At 70.7% G+C, this 16916-nt stretch carries 14 protein-coding genes; 5 read left to right on the plus strand and 9 right to left on the minus strand.

Annotation, left to right across the window (positions count from 1 at the left end):
* Positions 1-55 precede the first annotated feature (55 nt).
* A complete protein-coding gene (locus tag OG580_RS11240; RefSeq protein ID WP_323182681.1) occupies positions 56-1327 on the plus strand; it encodes an MFS transporter in 1272 nt (423 codons plus the stop codon).
* A gap of 85 nt (positions 1328-1412) precedes the next feature.
* Positions 1413-2192, plus strand: coding sequence for an SDR family NAD(P)-dependent oxidoreductase (locus OG580_RS11245; RefSeq protein ID WP_267043516.1), 780 nt, complete (start codon positions 1413-1415; stop codon positions 2190-2192).
* A 24-nt stretch (positions 2193-2216) separates the two neighbouring features.
* Here the strand turns inward: OG580_RS11245 and OG580_RS11250 are convergent, their stop codons facing one another.
* Together OG580_RS11250 and OG580_RS11255 are read right to left on the minus strand one after the other, a co-directional pair.
* The gene (locus tag OG580_RS11250; protein ID WP_267043517.1) at positions 2217-2630 is read right to left on the minus strand and encodes a VOC family protein; all 414 of its coding nucleotides are present in this window, start codon (positions 2628-2630) and stop codon (positions 2217-2219) included.
* 122 nt (positions 2631-2752) lie between these two features.
* Entirely contained in the window at positions 2753-3202 is a 450-nt protein-coding gene (locus OG580_RS11255) for a group III truncated hemoglobin (RefSeq protein WP_267043518.1), read from the minus strand.
* A 332-nt stretch (positions 3203-3534) separates the two neighbouring features.
* On the opposite strand from OG580_RS11255, the gene OG580_RS11260 reads away from it, so the two are divergent.
* Entirely contained in the window at positions 3535-4692 is a 1158-nt protein-coding gene (locus tag OG580_RS11260) for an alkaline phosphatase PhoX (RefSeq protein WP_267043519.1), read from the plus strand.
* On the opposite strand, the gene OG580_RS11265 is transcribed toward OG580_RS11260, so the two are convergent.
* From OG580_RS11265 to OG580_RS11280, 4 genes are all read right to left on the minus strand, one after another.
* Positions 4662-5687, minus strand: coding sequence for a helix-turn-helix domain-containing protein (locus OG580_RS11265; protein WP_267043520.1), 1026 nt, complete (start codon positions 5685-5687; stop codon positions 4662-4664). The genes OG580_RS11260 and OG580_RS11265 overlap by 31 nt on opposite strands.
* Before the next feature lie 624 nt (positions 5688-6311).
* A complete protein-coding gene (gene ppdK, locus OG580_RS11270; RefSeq protein WP_267047970.1) occupies positions 6312-9023 on the minus strand; it encodes a pyruvate, phosphate dikinase in 2712 nt (903 codons plus the stop codon).
* A gap of 367 nt (positions 9024-9390) precedes the next feature.
* Complete coding sequence (gene dusB / locus OG580_RS11275) at positions 9391-10527, minus strand: tRNA dihydrouridine synthase DusB (protein WP_267043521.1); 1137 nt, start codon at positions 10525-10527, stop codon at positions 9391-9393.
* Between the two features lie 62 nt (positions 10528-10589).
* Positions 10590-11465, minus strand: coding sequence for a helix-turn-helix domain-containing protein (locus OG580_RS11280; protein ID WP_267047971.1), 876 nt, complete (start codon positions 11463-11465; stop codon positions 10590-10592).
* A 193-nt stretch (positions 11466-11658) separates the two neighbouring features.
* Between OG580_RS11280 and OG580_RS11285 the strand changes: the two genes are divergently transcribed.
* Positions 11659-13017 carry an MFS transporter gene (locus OG580_RS11285; protein ID WP_267047972.1) on the plus strand — a complete coding sequence of 453 codons (1359 nt, stop codon included), beginning with the start codon at positions 11659-11661 and terminating at the stop codon, positions 13015-13017.
* A gap of 68 nt (positions 13018-13085) precedes the next feature.
* Here the strand turns inward: OG580_RS11285 and OG580_RS11290 are convergent, their stop codons facing one another.
* Both OG580_RS11290 and OG580_RS11295 read right to left on the minus strand, forming a co-directional pair.
* Complete coding sequence (locus OG580_RS11290; RefSeq protein ID WP_267043522.1) at positions 13086-13301, minus strand: DUF6243 family protein; 216 nt, start codon at positions 13299-13301, stop codon at positions 13086-13088.
* A gap of 103 nt (positions 13302-13404) precedes the next feature.
* Complete coding sequence (locus OG580_RS11295) at positions 13405-14727, minus strand: transposase (protein WP_267043523.1); 1323 nt, start codon at positions 14725-14727, stop codon at positions 13405-13407.
* A gap of 23 nt (positions 14728-14750) precedes the next feature.
* On the opposite strand from OG580_RS11295, the gene tnpA reads away from it, so the two are divergent.
* Positions 14751-15179: an IS200/IS605 family transposase gene (gene tnpA, locus OG580_RS11300; protein ID WP_267043524.1), complete on the plus strand. Its 429-nt coding sequence runs from the start codon at positions 14751-14753 to the stop codon at positions 15177-15179.
* A gap of 185 nt (positions 15180-15364) precedes the next feature.
* Here the strand turns inward: tnpA and OG580_RS11305 are convergent, their stop codons facing one another.
* Complete coding sequence (locus OG580_RS11305) at positions 15365-16747, minus strand: glycine--tRNA ligase (RefSeq protein WP_267043525.1); 1383 nt, start codon at positions 16745-16747, stop codon at positions 15365-15367.
* Positions 16748-16916: the final 169 nt, after the last annotated feature.

Below are 16916 nucleotides of genomic sequence, written 5' to 3' on the forward strand. Positions count from 1 at the left end.
AGGCCATGACCGGCCCCGCCCCCGCGGCGGCTTCGCCCTTCTCGGCGGCGTGCAGATGACGCTCATCTTCACGCTCGCGGCCCTCGCCGTCCCCCTCCCCCGCATCGGCGCCGAGTTCCGGCTCGACCGCGCCGACCTGATCCTGCTGAGCGCCGCCTACGGGCTGACCTTCGCCGGACTGCTCCTCCTCGGCGGCCGGCTCGCCGACCGCCTCGGTGGGCGCCGGGCCCTCACCGCCGGACTCCTGGTCTTCGGCGCCGCCTCCGCCCTCGCGCCGCTCGCCCCCGGGTACGAGGCGCTGCTCGCGGCCCGCTTCGGGCAGGGCGTGGGCGCGGCGCTCGTCGCCCCGGCCGCGATGGCGGTGCTCCGGACGCTGTTCCCCGAACCGGCCGCGTACGGCAGGGCGATGGCCACCTGGGGCGGGCTCTCCGTCCTCGGCGCGACCGCGGGGAACCTGCTCTCCGGGGTGATCGCGGCCGTCGCCTCCTGGCGCGGCACCTTCGCCGTACCGGTCGCGGTCGCCCTCGCCGCGCTGCTCCTCGCACCCCGGCTGCTGCCCGCGACCCCGCCCGGTACGAGCCGGGCCCTGGACCTGCCCGGCGCGCTGCTCGCGACCGCCGGCATCACGCTCGCCAGCTACGGGCTCGTCCTCACCGACGCCCACCCCTGGGGCTCCGCCCCGGTCCTCGCCCCGCTGCTCACCGGAGTGGCCCTCCTCGTCGCCTTCGCGGCCGTGGAACGCCGGACCGCCGACCCGCTCCTGCCGCCGGACTTCCTGCGCGACGGCCGCCGCGTCCTGGGCCTCGCGGCGATCGGGCTCACGGCGGCCGGCACGGCCACGGTCTTCGTCCTGCTCTCCCTCGCCCTCCAGGAGCAGCGCGGCTGGTCCGCGCCGCTCACCTCCGCCGCCTTCGTACCCTTCGCGATCGCCCTGCTCGGCGCGGGCCGGCTCGCGGGCCCGCTGATCGGGCGGTACGGCCCCGGGCGGGTGACCGGCGCCGGGCTCGGCACCGCCGCCGCCGGCCTCGCGCTGCTGGCCGCGACCGGCTTCGACGCCTCCGTCCCGTACGCGTACGGGCTGCTGCCCGGGCTCCTGCTGCTTCCGGTCGGCGGCGCGCTGTCCTTCGCGGGCGCCGCCGTCCTCGCCACCGCCGACGTCCCCGCGCACCGCGCGGGGCTCGCGGGCGGCGTCCTCAACACGGCGATGGAGCTCGGACCGACCGTGCTCTTCGCCGCGCTGCTCACCCTCGGCGGCGACGCGGTGTCGCTGGCGGCCGCGGCCGTCGCGTTCACCGCCCTCGCGGCCACCACGATCCGCACCCCGTAGACGCATTCACCCAGACGCACTTCACGTAGCTGCATTCCACGTAGCCGCATTCCACGTAGCCGCATTCACAGGGGAGTCCACACACATGTCCGCACAGTCCACGACGTCCGCACGCTTCACCGGCCGCACCGTCCTCGTCACCGGCGCCGGTTCCGGTCTCGGCCGGGCCATCGCGCTCGCCTTCGCCGCCGAGGGCGCGAAGGTCGTCGTCGCCGGCCGTACCGCCGAGCCCCTCGACGGGACGGTCGCCCTGATCGAGGCCGCCGGGGGTACCGCGGCCGCCGTCACCGCCGACGTGTCCGGGGCCGAGTCCACCCGGGAACTGGTCCGGCGGACGGTCGAGCTGTTCGGCGGTCTCGACGTCGCCGTGAACAACGCCGGCGTCTTCCGCGGCGGGCACAGCGCGGCCGACTTCCCCCTGGAGGACTGGCGGACGCTGCTCGACATCAACGTGACGGGGGTCCTGCACGCCCTCCAGGCCGAGGTGGCGCACATGCGCGCGCACGGCGGCGGGGCGATCGTGAACATCTCGTCCAACCTGGGCGCGCACGTCCGGATCCCCGGGGTCTTCGGCTACCAGGTCTCGAAGGCGGCCGTCTCCGCCCTCACCCGGGCCGCGGCCCTGGACCACATCGCCGACGGCGTCCGTATCAACGCGGTCAGCCCCGGCGCCTCGGAGTCCTCGATGTCGCTGCTGCCCGGCGAGACCGAGGCCGACCGGGAGCTCCGGATGAAGGAGCAGTCGCCGCTGGGCCGGATCTCGTCCGCCGCCGAGGTGGCGGCGGCGGTCCTCTACCTCGCCTCCGACGCGGCGGGCTCCGCCGTCGGCACCGACCTGGTGATCGACGGCGGGGTCTCCGCCTGACGTACGCCGGGAGCCCGTGGGGGCTCAGCCCTGGGCGGCCGCCGGGTCCATCCAGAAGAGCTCCCAGTGGTGGCCGTCCAGGTCGGTGAAGGAGCGGCCGTACATGAAGCCCATGTCCATCGGCTCCTTCGCCGGGCCGGCGCCCGCGGCGAGGGCCGCGTCGGCCAGCTCGTCGACCTTCTCGCGGCTCTCGGCGCTCAGCGTGACGAGCACCTCGGTGGCCTTGGTCGCGTCGGAGATCTCCTTGCCGGGGGCGGTGAAGGTCTTGAACTTCTCCTCGGTGAGCAGCATCGCGAAGATGGTGTCGCTGATGACGAGACAGCCTGCGGTGTCGTCGCTGAACTGCGGGTTGAAGGAGTAGCCGAGCTTCTCGAAGAAGGCCTTGCTGGCGTCGAGGTCCTTCACGGGCAGGTTCACGAAGATCATCTGCGGGGCCATGGCGTTCTCTCTTCCGTCGGGCGGCCGGGGTGCTCGGTGCGTTCCGGCGCTTTCGAGAGGTAAGACGGGCGTCGCGCCCGGAACTCATCGCTCTCCCGAGGATCCTCCGAAGGTTTCTCCGGTCAGGCCACCGAGCGCAGCTCCAGCGCGGCCAGCGGGATGAACCCCCCGCCACCGCCCCCGGTCGCGGCTCCCGGCCCCGCGAGCCTCCGCAGCAGGGCGAGCGCGATCCGCTCGCCCTGCGCCTTGGCCCGCTCCGCCAGCGGCCCCTGGTGGAGCCCGTCGACGGTGGCGTGCCAGAGCTGCACCCAGCGCCCGAAGTGCGCGGCGGTGAGCGGCCGCGCGGAGTGCAGGGCCGCGTGCGGCGCGAAGGCGTCCCGCCGGTACTCGGCGGTACGGAGCAGGGCGCGCTCCCAGAAGTCGGTGATCCTCGGCAGATGGGCCTCCAGGTCCATGCCGGCGATCTCCGTGAAGAAGGGCCCGATGAGCGGGTCCGCGAAGGCGGCCGTGTAGAAGCGGCGCAGGATCACGTCGAGGTCGTCGCGGTCGCGGATGTCCCGGGTGGCACACATGCCCCCCAGTGTCCCCCGCCCCGGGCCCGCTCCCCCAGTGCCGAAGGTCCCCACGGGCGCCGGGCGGGACCTCGGACCTCCGCCGCGGTCCGGCCGGGGACGCCACGGGCCCCTTCGTCGACACCGACCCGGTGATCGGGGGACGTGGTGATCAACATGGCCTGAACACGTCGGTCGCCGCCGGCGGCGCGGCGCCTCGCCCGACGCCCGCCTCTTCCCCTTCACCGCTTGTTGATGCACCGTCAACTCCGTACTCGTAAGTTCCGGAAGCGCGCGACCCCGCGGCCGACCGGCCTGGCGGGGCGGTTCATCACCCTCTTCAGGAGTGAGACGTGGAGCGACGCAGTTTCCTGCGTGGAGCGGTCATCGGCACCTCGGCCGCCGCCTTCGGCGGCAGCCTCTGGCACGGCGCGGCCTTCGCCGCGCCCGCCCAGCCCGGCGCGGGCCCGTACGGGGCCCTCGGCGCGGCGGACGCCAACGGCATCCAGCTGCCGGCCGGGTTCACCAGCCGGGTGATCGCCAGGTCCGGCCAGACCGTGACCGGCACCTCGTACACCTGGCACAACGCCCCCGACGGCGGCGCCTGCTTCGCCGACGGCACCGGCTGGATCTACGTCTCGAACTCGGAGATCAACCCCAGCGGCGGCGCGAGCGCGGTCAAGTTCAACTCGGCCGGCACGATCACCGGCGCGTACCGGATCCTCTCCGGCACCCGCCAGAACTGTGCGGGCGGCTCCACCCCGTGGAACACCTGGCTCTCCTGCGAGGAGGTGTCCCTCGGCTACGTCTACGAGTCGAACCCGTGGGGCGGCACCGCCTACCGCCGTGACGCGATGGGCAAGTTCAAGCACGAGGCCGCCGCCGCCGACCCGGTCCGCAAGGCGATCTACCTGACCGAGGACGAGTCGGACGGCTGCTTCTACCGCTTCGTCCCGACCACCTGGGGCAACCTCTCCTCCGGCACGCTCCAGGTCTTCAAGGCCGGCACCGCCACCTCCGGCACCTTCACCTGGCAGAACGTGCCGGACCCGGACGGCGCGCCGACCACCACCCGCAACCAGGTCTCCGGCGCCAAGCGCTTCAACGGCGGCGAGGGCTGCTACTACGCGGACGACACCGTCTGGTTCACCACCAAGGGCGACAACCGCGTCTGGCAGGTCAACCTCGCCGCCGGCACCTACGAGCTGGCCTACGACGACTCGCTCGTCTCCGGCGGCGGCGCCCCGCTGACGGGTGTCGACAACGTCACCGGCACGACCTCCGGCGACCTGTTCGTCTCCGAGGACGGCGGCAACATGGAGATCTGCGTCATCACCCCGGACGACATCGTCGCCCCGTTCCTCCGCATCACCGGCCAGTCCTCCTCCGAGATCACCGGGCCGGCCTTCTCCCCCGACGGCACGCGGCTGTACTTCTCCAGCCAGCGCGGCACGACGGGCAGCTCCTCGGGCGGCATCACCTACGAGGTGACCGGCCCGTTCCGCGCGTAACAGCGCAGATCCACCTTCTTCCGTTGGGCGCCGCCGAGCAGGGCGGCGCCCAACGGCGTCAGCGTGTGCAGGACCGCGTTGCCGTGCCGGAGGGTCGCGATGAGCCCGGCCTCCCGCAGCACGCCCGCGTGCTGGCTCGCGGAGGCCAGCGAGACCCCGGCCCGGCGGGCGAGCTCGCTCGTCGTGCCGCCGTCGCCGATGGCGTGCAGCACCGCCGAGCGGGTCTGGCCGACCAGCTTGGCGAGCGAGGAGCCGCCGGGCGCGCTGACGGTCGGCGCCTCGCCGTGGGTGACGGGGTAGACGAGGACCGGCGGCAGCGCGGGATCGCGCAGCACCACCGGCGTCCCCCGGCAGAAGTACGAGGGCTGGAGCAGCAGCCCCCGCCCGTCGAGGTGGACGTCCCGGTCGACCGGGTAGTCGGCCTCCAGGACGGGCGCGCGCCAGCGCAGCATCGGCGGCAGCGAGGCGAGCAGCTCCTCGGCGCCTCCGTCGAGGAGGGCCCTGCCGCGGCGGGCCCTGTCGGCCTCGACGCGGGCCCGGATGTGCGGCCAGTACGGCTCGATCGTGGCCCGGTGGTAGCCGCGCAGGGCCCCCACGAGCCGGTCGAAGGGCTCCGCGCCGCCGTCGGCGAGGGCACGGAGCGAGTGGGGCACGGTCCGTCCACCGGAGCGGTCGGCGGCGAGGAGTGAGAGCTCGCTCCGGAGCCGGCCGGGCTCGGTCGCGCGGATCGCCTGAAGGCCCTCTTCCAGGCCCTGGACGCCTTCGGCGGGCGTCAGGAAGTCGGGAAAGTACCCGCGACTCGGCACGAGGGCGGCGAGAAGGCGGGTCTCACCGCCGAGCCGCATCCGGGCGTCGGAGCGCCATTCCCGGAAGACGACGGATCCGCGCCGGTCCCTTAAACGGTGAAAGCTGAGAATCGTTTCCCACAGAACATCCGGTCGGGCGGCGGTCCGCACCCCCGCCAAGTCGTTTCCGGTGAAATGAATCCGCAGCATGACGTCCCCACCTGTGCACTCGCAACCACCCCCGACATCGAGTATGCACAGCATCACAGCACGTTACCAGGGTGTTTCAGCCACAGTTGAAAAGCATCGCGGCAATCGGGGCTGAAACGAAAAGCTGTGCGGGTCGGACAGGAAACCTTCAGGACCGAGGTGACGTGGCGAAGACCGTGGGGGGCTTTGCGCGTCCGGCGGCGGTCGGCGAGGTTGCGGCTCACCTGCCCGACATCGGTAAAGGGCGCGACCTCCGGGTGGGGATCCGGAGGTCGCGCCCGAACCGTTTTCCCGCACCGGGGAAAACAGAAAAGTTCAACGGCCAATAATTCAACCGGCCGTAATTGAACACAAACTCACATCTGATCGACGATCAAGCGAAACGAGCGGCCGCGTTCGGGTGAAATGCGACGGGGCGGACACCTCCGCACAAAGGTGTCCGCCCCGTCTCTCTTTGGTGCCCGGAGCCGCCGCCCGTCGGTGAGGGTCGAAAGTGACCGACGGCGGCCCCGGTGGTTCCGCGGTTTCCGCTGCTGAACGGGGGTTCAGCAGCGCTCGGTACTGCTGCTGAACCGGGGTTCAGGAGGGCCCGACCGCCGCTCCTGACCCCCGGTTCAGCAGGACTCAGCGGCTGTCGCTGCCCTTGGACTCGGCCGCGGCACGGCCGGCCTCCAGGCGCGCCACCGGGATCCGGAAGGGCGAGCAGGAGACGTAGTCGAGGCCGACCTCGTGGAAGAAGTGCACCGACTCCGGGTCGCCGCCGTGCTCGCCGCAGACACCGAGCTTGATGTCGGGGCGGGTGGCGCGGCCGGCCTGGACGGCGCTGCGCACGAGCGCGCCGACACCGTCCTTGTCGATGGTCTCGAAGGGGCTGACGCCGAAGATGCCCTTCTCCAGGTACGCGGTGAAGAACGAGGCCTCCACGTCGTCGCGGGAGAAGCCCCAGACCGTCTGCGTCAGGTCGTTCGTGCCGAAGGAGAAGAACTCCGCGGCCTCGGCGATCTGACCGGCGGTCACGGCGGCGCGCGGCAGCTCGATCATGGTGCCGAGCGCGAGCTTCAGCTCCACGCCCGTCTGCGCCCTGACCTCCGCGATGACCTGCTCGGCCTCCTCGCGGACGATCTCCAGCTCCTGGACGGTGCCGACGAGCGGGATCATGATCTCGACGCGCGGGTCGCCCTTGGCGTCGATGCGCTGGGCCGCGGCCTCGGCGATCGCCCGGACCTGCATGGTGAACAGGCCGGGGATGACCAGACCGAGGCGGACACCGCGCAGACCCAGCATCGGGTTCTGCTCGTGCAGCCGGTGCACGGCCTGGAGGAGGCGCAGGTCGTTCTCGTGCGGCTCCTTGCGGGACTCGGCGAGGGCGACGCGCACCGACAGCTCGGTGATGTCCGGCAGGAACTCGTGCAGCGGCGGGTCGAGCAGCCGGACCGTGACGGGCAGCCCGTCCATGGCCTCGAAGAGCTCGATGAAGTCCTGCTTCTGCAGCGGCAGCAGGGCCTCCAGGGCCTGCTCGCGCTCGACGTCCGTGTCGGCCAGGATCAGCCGCTCGACGAACTGACGGCGCTCGCCGAGGAACATGTGCTCGGTGCGGCAGAGGCCGATGCCCTGGGCGCCGAAGCGACGGGCGCGCAGCGCGTCCTCGGCGTTGTCGGCGTTGGCGCGGACGCGCAGCCGGCGGACGCGGTCCGCGTAGGCCATGACGCGGTGGACGGCGGCGACGAGCTCGTCGGCGTCGTCGGCGCCGGCGTGCATCCGGCCCTCGAAGTACTCGACGACCGGGGACGGTACGACGGGTACCTCACCGAGGTACACCTTGCCGGTGGAGCCGTCGATGGAGACGACGTCACCCTCCTCGACGACCTGGCCGTCGGAGGTGGTCATCCGGCGGCGCTTGGTGTCGACCTCGAGCTCCTCGGCACCGCAGACACAGGTCTTGCCCATGCCGCGGGCGACGACGGCGGCGTGCGAGGTCTTGCCACCGCGGGAGGTGAGGATGCCCTCGGCGGCGATCATGCCGTCCAGGTCGTCCGGGTTGGTCTCGCGGCGGATCAGGATGACCTTCTCGCCGGAGCGGGACCACTTGACCGCGGTGTACGAGTCGAAGACGGCCTTGCCGACGGCGGCACCCGGGGAGGCGGCGATGCCGCGCCCGATCTGCTCGACCTTCGCGTTCTCGTCGAACTTCGGGAACATGAGCTGCGCGAGCTGGGCGCCGGTGACGCGCTGGAGCGCCTCGGCCTCGTCGATCAGGCCCTGGTCCACGAGCTGCGTGGCGATGCGGAAGGCGGCACCGGCGGTGCGCTTGCCGACGCGGGTCTGGAGCATCCAGAGCTGGCCGCGCTCGATGGTGAACTCGATGTCGCAGAGATCCTTGTAGTGGGTCTCCAGCGTGCTCATGATGTGCATGAGCTGGTCGTACGACGTCTTGTCGATCGACTCGAGGTCGGCCAGCGGCACGGTGTTGCGGATACCGGCGACGACGTCCTCGCCCTGCGCGTTCTGCAGGTAGTCGCCGTAGACGCCGGCGTGGCCGGAGGCGGGGTCGCGGGTGAACGCGACGCCGGTGCCGGAGTCCGGGCCGAGGTTGCCGAAGACCATCGAGCAGACGTTGACGGCGGTGCCGAGGTCGCCCGGGATGCGCTCCTGGCGGCGGTACAGCTTCGCGCGGTCGGTGTTCCAGGAGTTGAAGACGGCCTCGATCGCGAGGTCCATCTGCTCACGCGGGTCCTGGGGGAAGTCGCGACCGGTCTCGGTCTTCACGATCTTCTTGAAGTGCTTGACGACCTTCTTGAGGTCGGCGGCGTCCAGGTCGGTGTCGCTGGCGACCTTCTTCGCGGCCTTGGCCTCGTCGAGGGCCTCCTCGAAGAGCTCGCCCTCGACGCCGAGGACGGTCTTGCCGAACATCTGGATGAGACGGCGGTACGAGTCCCACGCGAAGCGCTCGTTGTCGGCCTGGCGGGCGAGTCCGGCGACGGACTCGTCGGAGAGGCCGATGTTGAGGACCGTGTCCATCATGCCCGGCATGGAGAACTTGGCTCCGGAGCGGACGGAGACGAGCAGCGGGTCGTCGGCCTGGCCGAGCTTCTTGCCCATCTGCTGCTCAAGGGCGTCGAGGTGAGCACTCACCTCGTCGCGGAGCTCGACGGGCTCGGAGCCGCTCTCGAGGTAGACCTTGCAGGCCTCGGTGGTGATCGTGAAGCCGGGAGGGACCGGAAGACCGAGGTTGGTCATCTCGGCCAGGTTCGCGCCCTTGCCACCGAGCAGGTCCTTCAGGTCCCTGTTGCCCTCGGTGAAGTCGTACACGAACTTCTGATCATTATTTTCCGACACGGGTCCCGACTCCTCGATGACTCGGTTGGCTGCCCTGACGGCGAGGAACATACCCAGATCGAAGGCTTCTGTGGAGGTACGCCTAGCGGTCACATGGTCTTAACCACCCGTCCGCCAGCACATCGAAAGTAACTGACAGGTAGCTTCCGCTTTCAGGCCCCGAAGCTCAGATGACCCAAAAGAGAGCTTCGGCGCTCACGTGAGCGGCCATCCGACCACTTGCGTTCAAGTCTTGAACGCAAAAAGGGTGGCACCCAGTGCCACCCTTTCAGGCTGTGCAGCCGCCCGTAACCTGCTCATGTGAGCGCTACCCCCCTCAGGGGTGGCGAGGATCACTCCTCAGGAAAGGCTGATTCTGCTCCGCATCTCACCCGCCGGACGTGTCCAGCTCGGCGTCCTCACTCACCCCGGCACAGTCGTACGGGTCCTTCAACCAGCCGTCCGGCAGGACAACTCGGTTGTTTCCGGACGTACGGCCCCGAGGGCCGTCCGCGCCCACCGGCCACGGCTGATCCAGGTCGAGCTCGCTCAACTGAGCGCGGAGCTCGTCCAGGGACGAGGTGATGGCGAGCTTCTTGCGCATCTCGGAACCGACCGAGAAGCCCTTCAGGTACCAGGCCACATGCTTGCGGAAGTCGATGACACCGCGTGCCTCGTCGCCGATCCACTCGCCGAGCAGCCGTGCGTGCCGCACCATCGCGTCCGCGACCTCGCGCAGCCCCGGCTGGGCGTACGTACCCGTGCCCTCGAAGCCCGCCACCAGGTCGCCGAAGAGCCACGGACGGCCCAGGCAGCCGCGCCCGACGACCACGCCGTCGCAGCCCGTCTCGCGCATCATCCGCAGGGCGTCGTCGGCCGACCAGATGTCGCCGTTGCCGAGGACCGGGATCTCGGGCACGTGCTCCTTGAGGCGCGCGATCGCGTCCCAGTCCGCCGTACCGCCGTAGTGCTGGGCCGCCGTCCGCCCGTGCAGGGCGATCGCCGTGACGCCCTCCTCGACCGCGATCCGGCCCGCGTCCAGGTACGTGATGTGGTCGTCGTCGATGCCCTTGCGCATCTTCATCGTGACCGGCAGGTCGCCCGCGTTGCCCACGGCCTCGTTGAGGATCGCGCGCAGCAGCGGCCGCTTGTAGGGCAGGGCCGAGCCGCCGCCCTTCCGGGTCACCTTGGGGACCGGGCAGCCGAAGTTCAGGTCGATGTGGTCGGCGAGGTCCTCGTCGACGATCATCCGCACGGCCTTGCCGACCGTCACGGGGTCCACCCCGTACAGCTGGATCGAGCGCGGCCTCTCGGTCTCGTCGAACCGGATGAGCTGCATCGTCTTCTCGTTGCGCTCGACCAGGGCGCGCGTCGTGATCATCTCGCTCACGAACAGCCCCTTGCCGCCGCTGTACTCGCGGCAGAGGGTACGGAAGGGGGCGTTGGTGATGCCGGCCATCGGGGCGAGCACCACCGGCGGCTGCACGATGTGCGGCCCGATGGCGAGGGGGGTGAACGCGGTCATTGAGCCATTGTCGCGCACTCCGGCGGTCATTAGTTAGCCGTACTATCCGCACATGCCGGAGCTCACACGCTCGCGGCCCCGTCGATCACGAGGGCGAGGAGCCGCTCGACGCCCGCCCGGGACTTCTCGTCCACGGGGACGTACGTCACGAGGCACGGCCCTGACGTCGGTCCGAGCCAGAGGTTGGTGTGCTCGAACCTGAGCACGCCGACGTGGGCGTTGTGGATGACCTTGGTCCGCCCGCCCGGGGCGACCACGTCGTGCCGGGCCCAGATCACCCGGAACTCGGGCGAGGCCTTCTCCAGCCGCTGGACGAGCGCCTTCCAGGCGGGCTCCGCCAGGTGCTCGGCCATGGCGGCGCGGAGCTTCCCCGCGAGGATGGGGAGGAGGTCCGGCAGATCGGTGGCGGCGGCCCGGAAGTCGTCGTTGGTGAAGGCCAGCCAGAGGGAGTTGCGGTCCTCTCGGGGCAGCGCGTCCAGGTCGCAGAAGAGCCGCCCGAAGGTCCGGTTGTGGGCGAGGAAGTCGAACCGGCTGTTCTGGACGGCGGCGGGCAGCGGTTCCAGCTGGTCGAGCATCTGCCGCAGCGCGGGGGTGACGGCCGGCGAGGGCGCCCCGGGGCGCGGGTCGGGCCGCCCGGCGAGGGCGAAGAGGTGGCTCCGCTCGGTCGGGTCGAGGAGCAGGGCGTCGGCGAGGGCGTCGAGGACCTGCGGGGAGACCTGGATGTCCCGGGCCTGTTCGACCCAGGTGTACCAGGTGACGCCGACGGCGGAGAGGTGCGCGACCTCCTCGCGGCGCAGACCGGGGGTGCGGCGGCGCCTGCCTCGCGGGAGGCCGACCTGTTCGGGGGTGATGCGCTCGCGCCGGCTGCGCAGGAAGGCGGCGAGCTCGTGCCGCCGGGTCGTGGGCGCCGGCACCGCAGCCGTCCCGGTCGTCGTCATGGTCGTCACGCTCCCAGGGTGCCGGGCCGGTCAGCCCGTTGCCAGGTACTCCTTGTACCCGGATAAGGAGACTCTGGTACCAGGCTGGGCACGGGCGGATCGTCGACCGCGTGACTTCGACTCCGACCTCACCCCTCCCCGGTCCGGTGCGCCGGCCACCGCCCACGGCCCCAGGACGCTCGGCTCCGCGGGCCTGTTCACCGTCCTCCTCGGCGCCGCGCTGCCGCTGATCGACTTCTTCATCGTCAACGTCGCCCTGCCGTCCATCGACCGGGACCTGGCGGCCGGGCCGTCGCTCCTCGAACTGGTCGTGGCCGGGTACGGCCTGTCGTACGCCGTCCTCCTCGTCCTCGGCGGGCGTCTCGGCGACCTCTTCGGACGCCGCCGCCTCTTCCTCGCCGGGATGGCCGCCTTCGGTCTGACCTCGCTGGCCTGCGGGCTCGCGCCGGACGCCTGGACCCTCGTCGTGGCCCGGGTGGCCCAGGGCGCGGCGGCGGCGCTGATGCTGCCGCAGGTGCTCGCGACCATCCACGCCTCGACGACGGGAGCGCGCAGGGCGAAGGCGCTGAGCCTGTACGGGGCGACCGCCGGCCTGTCGATGGTGACCGGCCAGATCCTGGGCGGCGTCCTCGTCGCCGCCGACCTCGCGGGCTCCGGCTGGCGGGCGGTGTTCCTGGTGAACGTGCCGGTGGCGGTCGCGGGCCTGGTCCTCGCCCTCCGTACCGTGCCGGAGACCCGGTCGGACCGGCCGGCCCCGGTGGACGTGCCGGGCACCCTGCTGCTCGCGGTGGCGCTGCTCACCCTGCTCGCCCCGCTGACGGAGGGCCGGGCGGCCGGCTGGCCGCTGTGGACCTGGGTCTCGCTCGCGGTGTTCCCGTTCGCGGCGGGCGCCTTCTGGTGGGTGGAGCGGCGGGCCGACCGCCGGGGCGACATCCCGCTGGTCCCGCCGAGCCTGTTCGACCTGGTCCCGCTGCGGCGCGGGCTGGCCCTCGTCCTGCCGCTGTCGGGTGGCTTCGGCGCCTTCATGTTCGTGATCGCGGTGGCGCTCCAGCAGGGCCTGGGGCTGGGCGCGGTGGCCTCGGGCCTCGCGCTCGTCCCGATGGCGGTGGCCTTCTTCGGGGCCTCCCTCGCGGGTCCCCGGCTCGTACGCCGGTGGGGTACCCGGGTGGTTCCGGTGGGCGCCCTGGTCCAGGCCCTCGGTCTCGGGCTGCTCGCCCTGACGGCCTGGCGCTCCTGGCCGGACCTGTCGGTGGGGAGTCTGCTCCCCGGCATGGCGCTCGCGGGCCTCGGGCAGGGCCTCCAGCTCCCGGTGCTCTTCCGGGTGGTGCTCTCCGAGGTGCCGCCGGAGCGCGCGGGCGTGGGCGGCGGGGTCATGGTGACGACCCAGCAGACGGCGCTGACCCTGGGCGTCGCCACGCTCGGCACGCTCTTCCTGAGCCTCTCCGCCTCGGGCTCGACGGCTACGGCCCTGACGGTGACGCTCCTGATCCAGCTGGCGATGGCGCTCGTCACGGCGGTGCTCGCGCTGCGGCTGCCGAGGACGGTGGGCTGACCGGGGGGGCGCAGGACGAAGGGCCCGGGGCGGCGAACGCCCCGGGCCCTTCGGTCGTGCGGTGCGTGCTACTCCTGGCCGGCCGCACCGGTGTCGGTGGCCTCGGCGCTCTCGGTGCTCTCGGATCCCTGCGCGCGCTCGCGCATCTTCCGGAGGAGTTCCTGCTTCTGCTCGTCGGCGGTGCGGCGGGCGGCGGCGCCGCCCTGGACGGCGCCGTGCTGGTCGGTGCGGGACAGCTTCTTTCGCTGTCCGCCGACGCCGAGGAGGTTGTTGTGCTTGGCCATGGGGTTCTCCCGTCAATGAGGTGGGCGGTGGGCGTGCTCGATCAGCCGGGGCTGGGCGCTCACTCTTGAAGTGCTCTCCCCCGTAAGCGGGGGAGATTCCTACCTACCTTGCGGTGGCGGGCTTGACGCCACGAGTGCGCCTTGCGACTGCCCTTCCGGCAGCCGGGATGAGCGCGTGGCCCATCCGGTACAGGTGCAAGACGTTCCTCGATGCGTTGTGGTCGGCGTTGCCTTCCCATCCACAGTCCGGGTTCTTGCACAGGAACGTGGCCTGGTCCTCCCGGCTGCCGGGGGTGATGAACCCGCAGGCGGAGCAGCGCAGGGAGGTGTTCGGGGCGGGAACCTTGACCAGGGTGCCGCCGTGGCGGGCGGTCTTGTACGTCAGCAGTGTCACCGTGCGTCCCCATGCCTCTTGGCTGATGGAACGGTTCAGGCCGGACTTCTGCGCGACGTTCTTCCCGGGTTCCTCAAGGGTGCCCTTGGCGGACTTGACCATGTTCGTGATGTGGAGCTGTTCCACCACGACCGTGCTGTACTGCTTAGCGATGGCGGTGGTGGTCCGGTGCTGCCAGTCAACGGCGCGGCGCGTGGCTCTTGCGCGGAGCTGCTTGATCTGGTCGTAGGTGGCGTGCAGTCGCTTCGAGCCGCGCTCTCTCGGCTTGCGGAAACTCTTGCGGTGCGCGGCCCTCCGCTCCAGACGAATGAGCTTGGCCTTCTCGTCCGGGTTCAGCCACTTGTCCCGGTCGGCGCTGCCGTCCGGGAGCCGGGGCGGGCGTCCGTGGTCCTGGTGGTTGCCGTCAGACAGGGCCAGGGGCAGGTTCACCCCGGCGTCGATACCGACCTCGCCGCCGGTGTGCGGTTCGGGCTTGAGCTCAAGGGTCTGGACACGGAAGGCGATGTGCCAGCCGAGTGCGTCTTTGACGAGCCGGGCCCCGGTGATCCGGTTGTCCTTGTGTGCCGCCTTGCCGACGGGCAGGTCCTTCGTCCAGCGGAATCGGACGCGCCCGACCTTGGGGACGTTGACCATGCCCCACCGGCGGTGCACCCGCTTGATCTGGAGGTCACGGCCCTGCGGGATGTCCACGGACATCACCGACCGGATACGGGCCTTGAACGTCGGCTCGTCCGCCCGGCCGTCCCAGCAGTTCTTCCACGCCTGCATGTACGTCTTGAGGACAGCCTGCGCGGCCTGCGCGGGAAGGGCCGCATACCAGTCGATCTCCTTGCGGGCCTGCCGCAACGTCTGGTCCAGGCGGGACAGCGAACGCTGACACTTCGGCGTCATCCGCCACAGGTCGTGGAGCTGATTCCACATCGCCCGCGCCACGTGCGCCTGATCATCCATGAGCCGGACCTGCGCAGGCGTCAGCGCCAGTCGGGCGCGATGCCCGAACTGCCGCTTCTCCCACACCAGTTCACTGCTCACGCGAGCACTATATCATTTGGTTTATGTCACCTCGATGGAACCCGAACCCCGATGTACGCACCGGCCGTCACGTCGAGCACCATCTCCACGTCCATTTGGTTTTTGTCACCAAGTACCGGCGGAGGGCGTTCACCGACGCCATGCTGACCCGCACCGAGGAGATCATGCGGGAGGTGTGCTCGGACTTCGAGGCCGAGCTGAAGCAGTTCAACGGCGAAGAGGACCACGTGCACCTGCTCGTGCACTACCCGCCCAAGGTGCAGCTCTCCAAACTGGTCAACTCGCTCAAGGGCGTCAGCTCCCGCTACCTCCGACAGGAGTACGACACCCACGTCCGCCGACACCTGTGGGGCGGGCACTTCTGGTCCGGCTCCTACTTCGCCGGATCGTGCGGCGGGGCACCGCTGACCGCCGTCCGCCAGTACATCGAGAACCAGCAACGCCCGGTCTGAGAGTGCAGGCCCGGAGGTGCGGCGAACTCCGGCACTTCGCGCCTCCGGGCCAAGGATGCGCTTTACCTCCACCCTGAAGGGCGGAGCACTACGGGCCTGACCGAGCGAAGACCTCACGCACGTACGGGAAAGCCCCCGGTTCCGAGTTCCGGAACCGGGGGCTTCGCCGTACGCGATCAGAGAGTTCAGCAGCCGAGCAGACGGCTGCCGAGGTAGCCCTGGATCTGGTCGAGCGAGACGCGCTCCTGCTTCATGGTGTCGCGCTCGCGCACGGTCACCGCGTTGTCGTCGAGGGTGTCGAAGTCGACGGTCACGCAGAACGGGGTGCCGATCTCGTCCTGGCGACGGTAGCGGCGGCCGATGGCGCCGGCGTCGTCGAACTCGATGTTCCAGTTCTGACGCAGGTCCGCCGCGAGGCCCTTGGCCTTCGGCGAGAGCTGCGGGTTGCGCGACAGCGGCAGGACGGCGACCTTGACCGGGGCCAGGCGCGGGTCGAGGCGCAGCACGACGCGCTTCTCCATGACGCCCTTGGCGTTGGGGGCCTCGTCCTCGTTGTACGCGTCGAGCAGGAAGGCCAGCATCGCGCGGCCGACACCGGCGGCGGGCTCGATGACGAACGGCGTGTAACGCTCGCCGGACTCCTGGTCCAGGTACGTCAGGTTGGCGCCGGAGGCCTTCGAGTGCGCGTTCAGGTCGTAGTCGGTGCGGTTGGCGACGCCTTCCAGCTCGCCCCACTCGTTGCCGCCGAAGGAGAAGCGGTACTCGATGTCGGCGGTGCGCTTCGAGTAGTGGGAGAGCTTCTCCTGCGGGTGCTCGAACCAGCGCATGTTCTCCTCACGGAGACCCAGGCCGGTGTACCAGTTCCAGCGCTGCTGCATCCAGTACTCCTGCCACTGCTCGTCCTCGCCCGGCTTGACGAAGAACTCCATCTCCATCTGCTCGAACTCGCGCGTGCGGAAGATGAAGTTGCCCGGAGTGATCTCGTTCCGGAAGGACTTGCCCATCTGCGCGATGCCGAACGGCGGCTTCTTGCGCGAGGTCTGCTGCACCTGACCGAAGTTGGTGAAGATGCCCTGCGCGGTCTCGGGGCGCAGGTACGCGACGGAGCCGGTGTCCTGCGTCGGGCCGAGGTGCGTGGAGAGCAGGCCGGAGAACTGCTTGGGCTCGGTGAAGGTGCCCTTGTTGCCGCAGTTGGGGCAGTTGAGGTCGGCGAAGCCGTTCTCGGGGAGACGGCCGTGCTTCGCCTCGTACGCCTCCTCCAGGTGGTCCGCGCGGAAGCGCTTGTGGCAGGAGGTGCACTCGGTCAGCGGGTCGGTGAAGGTGGCGACGTGGCCGGAGGCCTCCCAGACCTCGGTGGCCAGGATGACCGACGAGTCGATACCGACGACGTCCTCGCGCGAGGTGACCATGTAACGCCACCACTGGCGCTTGAGGTTCTCCTTGAGCTCGACACCCAGCGGTCCGTAGTCCCAGGCGGCACGCTGGCCGCCGTAGATCTCACTGCACGGGTAGACGAAGCCACGGCGCTTGCTCAGGCTGACGATGGTGTCGATCTTCTCGGCGGCCACGGTGCTCTCTTCATTACGACGACGAAGTGCGAATGCCACAGGTTACCGGCGCCCGTACCCCCCGCATCAAATCGGTTAGGGACCGCCCCCGCGAGCGGTACGCGCGCCGAGGCGCGAGCGGGCACGTGGGCCGGGCCACACATACGACAATTGACAATCGTTTCCAGTT

The sequence above is a fragment of the Streptomyces sp. NBC_00094 genome (assembly GCF_026343125.1).
Classification (GTDB): domain Bacteria; phylum Actinomycetota; class Actinomycetes; order Streptomycetales; family Streptomycetaceae; genus Streptomyces.